This is a genomic window from Vibrio sp. THAF190c (genome assembly GCF_009363355.1).
In the GTDB taxonomy this organism is placed as follows: domain Bacteria; phylum Pseudomonadota; class Gammaproteobacteria; order Enterobacterales; family Vibrionaceae; genus Vibrio; species Vibrio fortis_A.
In genome coordinates, this window is record NZ_CP045339.1 from 1,153,599 (window position 1) to 1,166,784 (window position 13,186).

The following is a 13,186-nucleotide window of genomic DNA, read 5'->3' on the forward strand; positions in this document are numbered from 1 at the left end:
AGAAAAAATAAGGGCTTGCTGATTTTGCAGCGGTTACGTTTTCACTCTAATCGACAAACAAAAAAGGAAGCTAACTCGCTTCCTTTTCTCTCAGTGTAGACGATACTAACGTTTAAAGTTAATTGCTTCTGATTTATCTAGGTTAATTTTGGTTTGCGCAGGCTGTGTTTCTGCGATCACCTTACCATGTCGCACAGAGTACTGAACGGGTACTTGTCGACGCACAGCATCAAAACCATTTTCAGCAGGAAGAATCAACAAGCTGCCCGGTTTACCCACTTCAATGCCAAACTTGTCTTGGATATTCAGTGTGCGAGCAGAGTTTTTGCTGATCAAATCTAATGATTGGTTGATTTGATCGTAACCCATCACTTGCGTGACGTGCAGACCCATGTGCAGGACTTGCAGCATGTTTGCTGTACCAAGTGGATACCAAGGGTCGAAAACATCATCATGGCCAAAACATACGTTGATGTTTGATGCGAGCATCTCTTTCACTCGAGTTACACCTCGGCGTTTCGGATAGTCGTCGAAGCGGCCTTGCAGGTGAATGTTTACCAATGGGTTTGCAACGAAGTTGATGCCTGACATGCGTAACAAACGGAACAGACGAGACGCGTAAGCACCATTGTAAGAGCCCATTGCGGTCGCGTGGCTCGCTGTAACCTTGTCACCCATCTCAAACTTATGCGCAAGAGCGGCTAAGGTTTCAACGAAACGAGACTGTTCATCATCGATTTCGTCACAGTGAACGTCGATTAAGCGGTCGTATTTACGTGCAAGTTCAAATACATAGTGAAGAGATTCAACGCCATATTCACGAGTGAATTCGAAATGGGGAATCGCACCGATGACATCGGCACCGAGCTGAACCGCTTCTTCAAGCAGCTCTTTACCATTCGGGTAAGAAAGAATGCCTTCCTGAGGGAACGCAACGATCTGGATATCTACCCACTCTTTCATCTCTTCACGAACTTCCACCATCGCTTTCAGTGCAATAAGTGTCGGATCAGAAACGTCAACGTGAGTACGAACGTGTTGAACACCGTTAGCAATCTGCCATTTCAGTGTTTGTTTCGCTCGCGTCTTTACGTCTTCAATTGACAGTAACTCTTTGCGCTCCGCCCAGCGTTCAATACCCTCAAAAAGCGTACCTGAGATATTCCAGTTTGGTTCACCTGCTGTTTGAGTTGTATCTAGGTGGATGTGCGGCTCACAGAAAGGAGTAACCGCAATGCCGCCTTGAGCATCAAGAGTGTCACCTTGATGATCAATCTGATCATCATTGTCTAGAATGCGACTGAATTGACCATTTTCAATCAGAATTTGTTTCAAGCCATCTTGGTCTTGAAGCTTCGCGTTCTTGATCAATAAGGTAGTCATAGTTTTTCCTTAAGCCGTCTGAGATTTCAGAGCGTTTTTATTCATAAGAGGGTTGAGCACTAAGTAGCTGATAGCACCTCCTAATACGGCGTTGATAGGAACAACACCTGGTAGGAAGTGACCTGCAGCAACACCAATTGCAACCGCGATAATGCCAGCCCAATTCACGGTTTGGAACTCTGCTTTTGCAAAATCTTTGTAGCGTTTACGGTTAGCAAAGAAATCGGCGATGATAACGCCACCGATCGGTGGAATCGCAAGCGATAGGAACGTTAGCCAACCTACAAAGTTGTTGTACAACCATAGCGCGAAAATCGTACCAATGATGCCGTTCATGATCGACATTAGTGTACTTGAGCGACCTGTAATGTTTGAGAAACCTAGGCCCGATGCGTACAGTGCGTTTTCGTTGGTTGTCCAAATGTTCAGACCTAATACGATAATAGCAGGAAGCAGTAGACCTTGAGCGATCATCACATCAGAGATGTCTGATTGGCCTGTCGCCGCTGCGCCTGCTGCGCCAAAGATGAACATTAGCGAGTTACCGATGAAGAAAGCGACCATGGTAACTAAAACTGCGCTCGCTGGTTTTTTACCAAAGCGAACAAAATCGGCAGTGAGCGTACCTGCACTAACGAAAGAGCCTACAACCATAGCTAACGCCATTGAGAAATCCATTGGGGTTTCTGGTTTGATAAGCTGCAGTTGTTCCAAGCCGCCAACGCTGTCTACAGCCGTCATCACTGAGTAGCCACCTAAGATTGCAATTGCAGGAACAGCAATCGCCGATAAGACCATCAAAGCTTTGATACCGAAGTACACTGTAGCTGTCATCAATAAGCCAGAAACAATAATTAGGGTGTTGGTATCAATGCCGGTCGCTTTTTGCACAGGAATTGCGAACATTGCTACGCCAACGCCGAACCAGCCAACTTGTGTGCCGCCAAGGAGAGCAGAAGGAAGCCAAGAGCCTTTAGTACCAAAAGAGAATCGAGCGAGAAGGTGGGTTGAGAGGCCAGTAGAAGAGCCGATGTAGCCAAGAAAAGAAGTGTAAATACCAAGGATTAGGTTACCGATGAGAACGGCGAGGAAGAAATCATTGAAGGAGAGACCAGTACCGAGTGAACCGCCTGTCCACATACTTGCGGAGAAAAAAGTCAAACCTAACATTACCATTGTTAATGAAGCGACTCCTTTCCTAGCCGATGTTGGAACCGGCCCTAGACTGTAGTTATTATCCGCAGCCATCTTTTACCTCCGCAATTGATAAATTAAATTAATTACGCCCGTCATATTTCAGACAAACGTGCGCATTATGGTGATATAAATCACATAGTCAATGTTATTTTTGTCATTAGCTTGCCTAAAAGTCAGTGTGTAACCCTTATTTTTAATAAAAGCAATTACTTAGTGTTTGCCATTTTTTTAATTTTTTACAAGGAAAACGTTTACTAATAGAGGTTATGTTTCTTTTGGTGAGGCTTGGCTATGAAAATTGGTTATTGCTCATATGAATAGGTGTCTGTAAATTGTTGCGGAAATTTAGACAAAAAAATAGCCAACTGCAAAATGGCAATTGGCTTATATATAGTGTGAACAATGTAGGTTCACTAACAACGTCAGTTGGCTAGGTGACCCTCGGCTTAAGAAGGGTCATTAGTAGTATTGCAGGTAGTGTGCCAACTTTTATAGGCCCATTTTCGGCTGTTTTATATCAATTTGATGCGTATTTGACCGTTTTTTTGCAATTTGCAATTCCAAATTGCGAATAGCACATAAATGCAATGTATTGAATAATAAAAAAGGCCAGCAAAACGCTGACCTTGTTGTTTCTTAGTTTGTTGGAGCGTATCCGTTATATCGAGTAGAAGAAGTACAGCTGAGATTTCATTCGAATAATGATGCCACGAATTACATCTAAGAATGCCATAAAGCTGATCGGCTTCTCACCACTTACCCATGCAAGACCAACTGAGCCGACGGGAATGTCATAGCCTTCGGTTTCTTCAATCTTCAAACGAACGAAGTGGTGTTTATTCTGTAAGTTCTTGCCTGTCGTTGCTCGAACTGATTCATCGATACCCAGTAGCGTTGCTTGCGCTTCACCTGTTGCCTCAACAATGCCTTCCACCGTTGCAGAGAAGATCTTACCCGGATACACCGCTGTTGCGAACTCCGCTGGTTGGCCCACTTTAATGTTACGAATCGCTTGGTGATTCACACGCATCAGTACGTACTTCTCTTCGGTGTACATCTGAATACGTGGCATCATCGATACACGTTGGCCTTCACGAAGAATGAAGTTGGTAACAAAGCCATCTGTTGGTGCGGTTACCTTAGTGCTCTTTAAATCCCATTCCGCTTGAGCCAATGTAGAGATTGCAGTGTCTACGTCAGTCTGCTTTTTAGTGACATTGGTTTCCGCTTTTTGAATGTTTAGTTTAGCGTTTTCGGCATCTACCTTTTTCTTGCTCAGTTCGGACTTTAGTGTCGTCAGGCTGTGTTGCGCCAAATCGACAGTAGCTGTTTGCTGATCGATGTCCGATTCCGTAATCGTATGCTCTACCACGCTGTTTTGACGCAAATAGCGTTTAAGTGTTTTCTCTTGCAGTACAAGATCTGTTTTCGCGGACTCAATTTTTGCTTCTGTCGAATTGATGTCTTCGAGTGATGACTTATACGAAATCTTCGCGATATCGACTTCTTGACGCGCTGTTTCTAGAGCCACTTGTGCTGAATCCAGCTGGATCTTTGCCTTGTCACGAGCAATGACATATTTGGTGTCATCAATTTCATAGATCAGCTGGCCTTCTTCTACATCTTGGTTCGGTGTGATGTGAACCTTAGTTGTTTTACCTGACACTGCTGTTGAATCTGGTCGTAGCTGAATATGCGGTGATTGGACTACTGAGCCACCTGACAGATCCATCGGGGTATAGTTAATCAATCCAACCCATACGAACAGCAACCACGATGTACCACCTAGGTAAGCGAACGCTTTGGTTCCTTTGTTCCAAGGCATACCGACTAATCTAAGCAGATAAATGAAAAGAGCCCAAATAGCTAAACCTTCTAACATGCTGGCTTCTCCTCGTTGTTATCACTCTCTTGAATTGCAGTAGTTGTAGTTTTCTCTGGCGAAGGTGCACGCCAAGTATCCCTGAGATTGATAATTGCCTTTTCCATATCGACAAACGCGAGAATCACAGCCAGTACCCATACCCAGTGCCAGATAAACCCTATCCAGGTGAGCGCGGTGATCAGCCCCAATTGGTGGTGCTCTTTGCTATGTGCTTTATTAATTGGCAATTCATGAACTCGCCAGAAACCGTAACCTGCAGCAGCAATAGTCGCGACAAGCACAATTCCTGCTACGACGTGAAGTGCTGTATCGGCACCGGTTCCAACAAACGGGACACTAAGAAGACTCATTGATAAACCCTACGTTAACTAAGAAACGCAATTGTGAGCTATGTCAGATGTTATGGTTGCAAAGGTACAGATTATTTCTAAATTAGGTCAATTTTGATGTGATCTGTTATTTGTGATATTAAAATTGTTTCGTTTCTATGATGAATGGGTGGTTTTGTGCATAACGTTAACTTTTTGCGGGCTCTGGGTATTTTCAGTATTTATCAGCAAGTCGCGGCTAGTGAGATGGCAAACATTGAGAGTTTGGGTATTCCAAGGTCGGTGTTTGATAACCCGATGAACTTGATACCTGTGACAGAAGTTGACGAGTGGTATCAGAACTTAGAGCAGCAGACACACAACCCAGACATCATTTTGCAGATAGGGCAAAAAGTTGATCTTGAGAAAGCGGGACCATTAGCGAATTGGTTCTTCTCCGGGCATGATCTCGCTTCTACCATTCGCAGAGTAAACTTAAGCCTCCATTGCTTGCAGTCTGGTGCCTATCTCTATGGTGCGGAAGTGGGGCCTCTGATTAAATGGTGTTATGAGAACCCGGCGTACAGCGCGAAAGGTAAGGTTCACGACTCCATTCGGGTCGCTATTTTCATGACTAAGATATTGCGAATGTATCTTGGTGAAGATTTCAAACCTGCTGCAGTGTGTATTGCGGGCCATCGTAAAAATGTTGAGGTTTACCAAGCGTACTTTGACTGTCCAATTCAATGGGGGCAACCGAGAACTGAGGTGTGGTTGCCGAGTAATTTGAGGCTATCCGTTAACCAAGTTCGATCTGCTGGGCGTGCCAACCTAGCAATGAATTACCACGATTTGGACAATTACCTAAATATGCCCGACGCAGAAGATGAGCATAAGGTGATCTACGAGATGATCAATTACAGCCGACATTTTGGTTTGCCAACGCTTGCCAAAGTTTCTTCTTTGCTTGGGTTATCGGAACAACAATTTCAGAGGCGACTGCATCGTCTTGGAGTTACATTCTCAACCATTACGGGTTACGCGTTGAGTAACGTGGCGGTTGAGTTATTGCGTTATTCCACGCCTATCGATGAGATCGCGACACGCCTTGGTTATACCAATACGGCGAGCTTCAACCGCATGTTTAAAAAACATAGAGGTTTAACACCTAAGCAGTATCGCGATCGTTTTCAGGCTCACTTCTAAGCGGCTTCAATGCTAAGCATTGTTGTTACTGTTTGGCGTATTACTCCAACGAGAGCCGTAGGCGGCAGAATAGTCCGGTATGTCAATCTTACCTTCTAATTCAGGCACGGTTTCGAGTGGGCCTACGACCGTTCTGTAAGATAGCACTCCCGCCCAAACAGGAATCTCGAGGTCAGCCTCATCGTCGTTAACACCGTGTTTGCCAACTTTAACGGAGGCCTCGCTTAACGGAATGGCCAGCAGTTCTGTGGCTGCTAACTCTCTTGGGCTACTCAGACGCACTTCTTTTGTTCTACCTGGTGCTATCTGCTCAATGAAATGATTGAGTAGTCGGTCTTTCTCGCCTGCATCGTCAACGATCTCAAATGAACCAAACACCACTGCAGAACGATAGTGAGCACTGTGGTGAAAAGCCGACCGTGCTAGCACCCAACCGTCAAACAAAGTGAACGTGAGGCAAGTCTGAGCACCTTTCTTTAATCCTTTAAGTAGACGACTGTTTTTAGCGCCGTGGATATAAACATAGTTATCAACACGCCACGCTAGCATAGGGATGACCACCGGACCTTGCTCCCCTTCTAAGGCGATATGGGCAATAAGGCTTTCATCAATGATGTCGTATAGCTTTTGCTGTTCAAACTCTGCTTTGTGGGTTCCTTTCTTAATCGTTGTTCTGTTGGTTCTCGATAACATAATGACATCTCCATGATTGCTTTTTACTCAATCTAACGGTTAACTGGATACATAAATAGAGCCACTTTTGAAGAGTGTTTGGATCCAGTTATGCAGCCAATTGATATCGGAGACCTGTTATTAGATCTCAGTAAAACAACACGTCAGAACGCCTTGTTTCACGCCATCAGAGAAAAGATCGTGCGTGGGTTTTGGCGTAAAGGGAATAAGCTTCCTTCTACTCGCAAGCTAGCTCTGGAGCTTGATGTAAGCCGTAATACAGTGATTTTCGCTTACGAACAGTTAGTGAGTGAAGGTTACATAGAAAGCCGAAAAGGAGCGGGCTATTTTGTTTCGATAGAACAGCCCGAATACTATTTAGGGACTTCAGAAGCTCAATCGGAAACGGTAGGCAAAGAACCTAATGATGTGAATGGAAAAGCGCCTTTTGATGTGAATCAGGGCTTTGCGCCTGGAGTTCCCGATCTTCAATCTTTCCCATTCGCTAAATGGCAGCGCTTACTGCAGCGGCATGTGACGCGGTTAAACCTTGCAGGAAACCAGCAGGTTCAAGGTTCCATTGCACTTCGAGAAGCTTTGAGTCATTACTTGGCGAGTAGCCGCTCTGTTCATTGTGATTCCAGTCGAATCATCATTACGGTTGGTGCACAACAGGCGCTCTCAATCGCGTTGATGGCGACGCTTAAGGCGGGAGATGAAGTCTTGATGGAGGAGCCCGGGTACCGTCAAGTTCATAAGATCATCGACCTTTTACAACTCCAAATGCAGCCTGTTCCGGTGCGTGAGAAGCAAGGGCTGTGTTTAGCTAAAGTACTGGCGAGTCAAGCTCACGCGCTCTATGTCACGCCAAGTAATCAATATCCAATGGGCACCACACTAACTACGGAGCAGAGGCTCAAGATCATTGAATGGGCAAAACAGAAACAGGCTTGGATCATTGAGGATGACTATGATAGTGAATTTCAGTTTGCTCATCGCCCATACACCAGTATGCAAGGGTTAGCGGGTAAGCTAGAGCAAGACGAGCGGGTCATCTACGTAGGCTCACTCAGTAAGGTGATGTTCAATGGTTTGAGAATTGGCTACATGGTAGTACCTAAACAGTTGGTAGCTCGTTGTTTAGAAATCAAAGACGCTATTACTGGAGACTCACCCACGCATGCTCAGGAAGCGTTGGCGGACTTTATTAATGAAGGTGACCTGTTAAGGCACATTAGAAAAATGCGACGCCTATACAAGCAGAAGCATGAAGCGATGCTAACAGCATTAGAGCGTGAGTTCGGCCAGGACCTTGAAGTGATAAGCCAAGCGGCCGGGTTGCATGTTACGGTGAAGTGGTATGGCGGGATTTCAGAACAAGATTGGAGTGAAAGGGCAGAGCGAGAAAACATTGTCGTGCGTCCGTTTAGTTTTTACGAATACACGAAAAACAGTAGCCGTAATTGGCGGGCCGTAGTTCTGGGCTTTGGAAACATTCCTTTGGAACAAATACCTCAGAAAATGCGCGCCATTGCTCAAGTTTTTTATCGTGAGTAATGGCGCATAAAGTATCTCATTGTGAGGCGTAGGTGATTATTCCAATGAAACGCGAGGTCGACCTAGCCAACGACGCCAAGGTAGCAGTAAGGCAGCAAACACGATGCATGCATAGAGCATTGACCAACTTAGGCAGATGAAGACTAAGGTACATAATAGCAGCGACAACATTGCTATGTATTGGCCTGAACCTGACAGCAAGCGACAGGCTGCGAGCATCGCCAATAGGTACACCAACACAAAAATTCCGTTGGCCAGCTTGAGGAAAAACTCAAGGTCTAATGAAGATAGTTCACCAATCACGCAAGATAGTAGTGCTACAACACCGATAGTAATCGTTGGATAAAGTGGTGCGCCGCGTGTATTGAGCTGAGCCATTTTACCACTTGGATTGTGTTGACGAGCTTGAGCCCAAATCATGCGTGATAGGCTCTGCGTGTATAGGTTGAGACTTGCAAAGCAGGCAAAGAAGCCGAGTATGCTGATTACGGTTTTGAAGCCTGCACCAAACAGTTGTTCTGTGACCCACGGAATTGCTGTCGCATCAAATTCAGCGGAACCATACGCGCCCAATTTTAAAATCACCACTGAGCAAGCCCAGTAAACCAATCCCGCTACAAAGCAACCTGCGATGATGGCGATGGGAAAGTCTCGTTGCGGGTTCTTAAATTCTTCCCCCATGTGTGCAAATGCTTCAATACCGACAAAACACCAAAACATCACAGCCAAGGCAGAGCCGATTGCCCACATTGAACTTGAATCGACGTTTGGAATCGCGACGTCAGCCATTCCGATATCGGCTTTCCAAATAAAAGCGCCGACGAGCGCGAGAATAGAGAGTGCAATGACAGTTTGCAGTCGACCTGAAGACTTGCTGCCTAAAAGATTCACAATGATCAGCAGTACGACAGTTAAAAACTGGGCACTGAGTGGTGCGTTTAGAGGCGCCGGAAGTAACTGCTGAGCAAATCCGCCAGCTAGAGCGATCGCCGCAGGGATGCCAACAGGAATCACACTTACAAATAGCCAAGCTACTGCCGTCTCCATACGTTGCCCAAATGCTTGGCGCACAAAATAGGCTGTACCGCCGGCATTGGGGTAGCGCTTTCCAAGTGCTGCGAAAGTGAGAGCAATGGGACAAATGGCAATGAACAGCAGCAACCAAGCTAATAACGATAATTGTCCTGCGATACCTGCGGCTATTGCGGGAATCATAAATAACCCAGTCCCTAGTAGGGTGGTGGAAAGCTGCCCTATACCGGAAAGCAGGGTAATTTCTTGCTTGAGTTGTGTCATTCGCCGTCCTTGAAGATTTTATCGTGGCTGGAGTGTTGTAAGGAATTCGCCAGCGCTATGTTTTATTGCAAAAGCATACTCCGTCATTGCGTAGATTGCAGCTAGCGAAACGTCGTAACTTGGTGTCATTTTAACGGTGTTTTGTTTTTTAGAAGTGAAAGTGTCGGCTGTTCTAACGTTGAAATTTGTGTCAAATTAGGAAGTTGAAATAACTAGAACAATGGAAGTCGTGAGCACAATGGATAAATTTGATCGTCAAATCGTCGATATTCTAAAAAATGATGGGCGCTGCTCGGTCAGTGATATTGCCAGAGAAGTTAATCTATCGCGCTCGGCGGTCAATGCGAGAATGAAGAAACTTGAGAATGACCAAGTCATTCAAGGCTATTATGCGCGAGTCGCAGATTCGAATGCTTCGAAGAATGTATGCGCTTATATCTCGTTAAAGTTCGATCTCTCCAGTAGTGACCACAGCTGCGAATCTTATGCACAGTCAATCTATCGAATTGATGGCGTTCAGTGGTGTCATTCTATTAGTGGTGAGACAGACATGATGCTCTATGTAGAAGTTGAAAGTATGGAACATCTCAATCGAATCAGAGATCAGCTGCACAACTATGCGGACCTGCGCCAGTTGATGACGCATACAGTGCTCACTGAATTTTTCAATAAGCAAACTCAGTAAGGCTCTCATGTTAGGCAATATTAATCTTAATCTGCTGCGTTCACTGCATGTGTTGCTTGAAGAGTGCCATGTTAGTCGTGCAGCGGAGCGACTGCATATCACTCAATCGGCGGTCAGTCGCCAGCTCTCTCAATTGAGAGACCTGTGTAATGATCCCTTATTGGTAAGAGACGGCAATAAACTCATTCCGACTTCACGTGCTTTGCTACTGAAAGATAAATTGGACGCGCTGCTCGGGGAATTTGACCACCTTCTTGATGATCAGCCTTTTGATCCTAAAGAGTGGAAAGGGGAGTTAGTACTGGCGTCGAGTGATTATGTTGCCCAGTACATCTTGCCCAACATTGTTGCCGACGTTTCTGAGGTCGCGCCGCATATTAATCTCGCCTATCGGCTGTGGGATCCCAGTTACCTTGAATGCCTTCATGATATGGGGATTCACTTGGCATCTAGCATGTTTCCAACTAAACCAGAGCATGTATCAAGCATGAAGTTGGGTGAAGACAAATCGGTATGCTTGATGCGAAGCTCACACCCTTTAGCACAACAAGAAACATTGAGCATCGATGATCTCGTTAATTTTGCGCATATTAAAGTGACGGGAGGCGGAGATAAAGACACTCAGGCTGACATCGCTTTAAAGCAGCTAGGGTACTCCCGAAGAGTGGCTTTGAAAGTACCGTTTTTCTCTGCGGCGTGTAACGTGCTAAACCAAGATGACTACCTGATGATTGTGCCCGAGCATATTGCTTACAACTTAGCTCGTCATCAATCATTGACCTACCGCTCATTGCCCTTTGAAACTGATAGCCATACCTACTGGCTGATGTGGCATCCTAAGTTTGATAATGATTCTGCTCACAAGTGGGTACGTGAGAAGGCGTATCTTGCTATGCAGAAATCCAGTTACAATATCAGTATGATTTCAAATCATAGCAATGATGATTATCTTTGATTTCAATTTATAGCTTGTTCAAATTAAGGTGACAACATAGTCAGCGAGGATAGTCTGCTCGCAGTAATTGAGTGTAGGAATGGAATAATGACAATAACGATTTGGTTTTCTTTATTAGCAATCTGCTTGTTGGGTGCGATGTCACCGGGGCCAAGCTTAGCAATGATTGCAAAACACAGCCTAGCTGGTGGACGAATGAATGGTCTTATCGCAGCTTGGGCACATGCGGCAGGGATCGGTATCTATGCGTTCGCCACTATTATTGGTTTGGCGGTTGTATTAGAACAGTCGCCAATGCTATTTAAAGGCATTAGCTTGGCGGGTGCTGCATACTTGGCGTATCTAGGTGTTAACGCGCTGCGTTCAAAAGGTGGAGTTGCAGCAAAATTAGAAGGTGGTGAGCCTGTCACGTACATGCAGTCTGCTCGTGAAGCCTTTCTTATCTCAATTCTTAGCCCAAAGATCGCGTTGTTCTTTATCGCTTTGTTCAGCCAGTTTGTCGCTTTAGGTAATGAACTGATGAACAAGGTCATTATCGTATCAACACCGTTGATTGTGGATGGCCTATGGTACACCTTCATTACATTGGTATTGTCGAGCCCGCTGATTGTTGATCGCATCCGCTCTCAAGCCCAATTGATAGATAGGCTATCGGGTGTGGTATTGATTCTATTGGCTGCACGTGTGGTATGGACAATCTAGAAAAGACGCTTTAGAAAGCAAAAGGCTCACCATGTATTGTGGTGAGCCTTTTTGTTTTTTGAATACGATAGCTGGCTATGAGCTTACTTTGAGTTTGCCATAACAGTGCCAGACGCCATCATCTCACTAAGTTTGTGCATGTTATCTTCAAAGTATGGGTTGAAGGTTAAGCGAGCGTGATTCTTGTTGGGCTCTTGATAACCCCATGCGGAATACCACGTCTCTTCACCGGCTTGGCACGCTTCTTCTAGTCCTTCTGCTTGACCATTAGAGCAGATCTTCTCACTACCGTTTACCCCGTAATATGGGTTCTGTGGAGAGAACAGTAGCCCCATATGAGAGCCATTAGAGATGCGTTGCTCTGGTAGCTTCATACTGTAACGCACCGCTCTTGGGTCACTTAACTCTTGCTCCCCTTGCCAGATCATCACGTTGCTTGGATTTGACATCGACTGGCTAAAGGCATTTTCCACATATTGCGTATCAATCACGCTGTCGCCTTCGCTCATCAATACAAATACAGGCTTGTCGTATTGTCCTTTCTGTAGATCGTTGCGCACAATCTCAGAGGTTTGGTAGTAAACCGATGCTCCGTTCATTGGTAACGAGTTGTAGCGTAGCATATTGTCTTCAGGATCTTGATCGGCCCATGTGACAAAGTAGCTTGCGAGCTCTGCAAACTGCACGGCTGAAGAGTTCGGTTGGAACGCTGGAGAGAACAGCAGTAGGCCGGAAATTGTATCGTCTTTCATCGCTTGTGAGGTCACTAGGTTGGCACCTGTTGAGTAACCTCCTAGCCACACCGAATCATACTCCTGTTGAAGCAGCTTGGTGTGATGAGCCACAACGCCTTGCCAGTCCTCTAAACTAGGCAACATTAAATCTGCAACACGGCTGCCGTGACCTGGTAGCAGTACAGTTCGCACCAAATAGCCTTGTTGAGCAAGGTAAGTCGCGACGTCGTGGAATGAGTATGGAGAATCGCCAAGCCCATGCACAAGGAGGACTGCTTCGCCATTTGGCTGATCTGGTTGATATTCGGTTGGAGAGTTTAGCTCAATCTCTTTTTGGTGGTCTTCTGAGACAAAGATACGGTGAGAAGCTAGCCATTGCTGTGTTTCTTCTTGGTAGCGATCAAAGCTATCTTGCTGATAAGTAGGGAGCTCACCAGACGCTTGATATGCGGGAATAACAGGTTCATGGGAGCAACCATACGTGCCCATTAATGTTAGCGTAAGCAAGCTTAATGTGATGATTTTCTTCATGTTGGGTTTACTAATCTAATTCTTTTATGGTGCTTGTTGAACAGTGGGCGCTGTGCCCACTGTGTTGTGCTAGTG

General features: G+C 45.4%; 12 protein-coding genes. 5 read left to right on the plus strand and 7 right to left on the minus strand.

What is annotated here, in order from left to right:
• Positions 1–105: 105 nt before the first annotated feature.
• The 4 genes from FIV04_RS20210 to FIV04_RS20225 form a co-directional block, all read right to left on the minus strand.
• Positions 106–1,383 (minus strand): cytosine deaminase, encoded by a 1,278-nt coding sequence (locus FIV04_RS20210; protein ID WP_152470286.1) that lies wholly within the window; start codon positions 1,381–1,383, stop codon positions 106–108.
• Between the two features lie 9 nt (positions 1,384–1,392).
• Entirely contained in the window at positions 1,393–2,631 is a 1,239-nt protein-coding gene (gene codB, locus FIV04_RS20215) for a cytosine permease (RefSeq protein WP_032550224.1), read from the minus strand.
• A 607-nt stretch (positions 2,632–3,238) separates the two neighbouring features.
• Entirely contained in the window at positions 3,239–4,462 is a 1,224-nt protein-coding gene (locus tag FIV04_RS20220) for an HlyD family secretion protein (protein ID WP_152470287.1), read from the minus strand.
• Positions 4,456–4,815 carry an MFS transporter gene (locus FIV04_RS20225; protein ID WP_152470288.1) on the minus strand — a complete coding sequence of 120 codons (360 nt, stop codon included), beginning with the start codon at positions 4,813–4,815 and terminating at the stop codon, positions 4,456–4,458. The genes FIV04_RS20220 and FIV04_RS20225 overlap by 7 nt, the downstream gene beginning before the upstream one ends.
• A gap of 156 nt (positions 4,816–4,971) precedes the next feature.
• Between FIV04_RS20225 and FIV04_RS20230 the strand changes: the two genes are divergently transcribed.
• A complete protein-coding gene (locus tag FIV04_RS20230) occupies positions 4,972–5,979 on the plus strand; it encodes an AraC family transcriptional regulator (protein WP_152470289.1) in 1,008 nt (335 codons plus the stop codon).
• A 12-nt stretch (positions 5,980–5,991) separates the two neighbouring features.
• Here FIV04_RS20230 and FIV04_RS20235 read toward each other — a convergent pair whose 3' ends face one another.
• A complete protein-coding gene (locus FIV04_RS20235; RefSeq protein WP_152470290.1) occupies positions 5,992–6,672 on the minus strand; it encodes a pyridoxamine 5'-phosphate oxidase family protein in 681 nt (226 codons plus the stop codon).
• Positions 6,673–6,762: 90 nt separating this feature from the next.
• Between FIV04_RS20235 and FIV04_RS20240 the strand changes: the two genes are divergently transcribed.
• Complete coding sequence (locus tag FIV04_RS20240) at positions 6,763–8,208, plus strand: PLP-dependent aminotransferase family protein (RefSeq protein ID WP_152470291.1); 1,446 nt, start codon at positions 6,763–6,765, stop codon at positions 8,206–8,208.
• Between the two features lie 36 nt (positions 8,209–8,244).
• Here the strand turns inward: FIV04_RS20240 and yjeH are convergent, their stop codons facing one another.
• Positions 8,245–9,504, minus strand: a complete 1,260-nt coding sequence (yjeH, locus tag FIV04_RS20245; RefSeq protein WP_152470292.1) for an L-methionine/branched-chain amino acid transporter — start codon at positions 9,502–9,504, stop codon at positions 8,245–8,247.
• Between the two features lie 238 nt (positions 9,505–9,742).
• Between yjeH and FIV04_RS20250 the strand changes: the two genes are divergently transcribed.
• The 3 genes from FIV04_RS20250 (at position 9,743) to FIV04_RS20260 (ending at position 11,846) form a co-directional block, all read left to right on the plus strand.
• Positions 9,743–10,189: an Lrp/AsnC family transcriptional regulator gene (locus FIV04_RS20250; RefSeq protein WP_032550377.1), complete on the plus strand. Its 447-nt coding sequence runs from the start codon at positions 9,743–9,745 to the stop codon at positions 10,187–10,189.
• A 7-nt stretch (positions 10,190–10,196) separates the two neighbouring features.
• On the plus strand, positions 10,197–11,144 hold the full coding sequence (locus tag FIV04_RS20255) for a LysR family transcriptional regulator (protein WP_152470293.1): 948 nt from the start codon (positions 10,197–10,199) through the stop codon (positions 11,142–11,144).
• An 87-nt stretch (positions 11,145–11,231) separates the two neighbouring features.
• Positions 11,232–11,846, plus strand: coding sequence for a LysE family translocator (locus FIV04_RS20260; protein WP_150897201.1), 615 nt, complete (start codon positions 11,232–11,234; stop codon positions 11,844–11,846).
• Between the two features lie 83 nt (positions 11,847–11,929).
• Here the strand turns inward: FIV04_RS20260 and FIV04_RS20265 are convergent, their stop codons facing one another.
• Entirely contained in the window at positions 11,930–13,111 is a 1,182-nt protein-coding gene (locus FIV04_RS20265) for a carboxylesterase (protein ID WP_152470294.1), read from the minus strand.
• Positions 13,112–13,186: the final 75 nt, after the last annotated feature.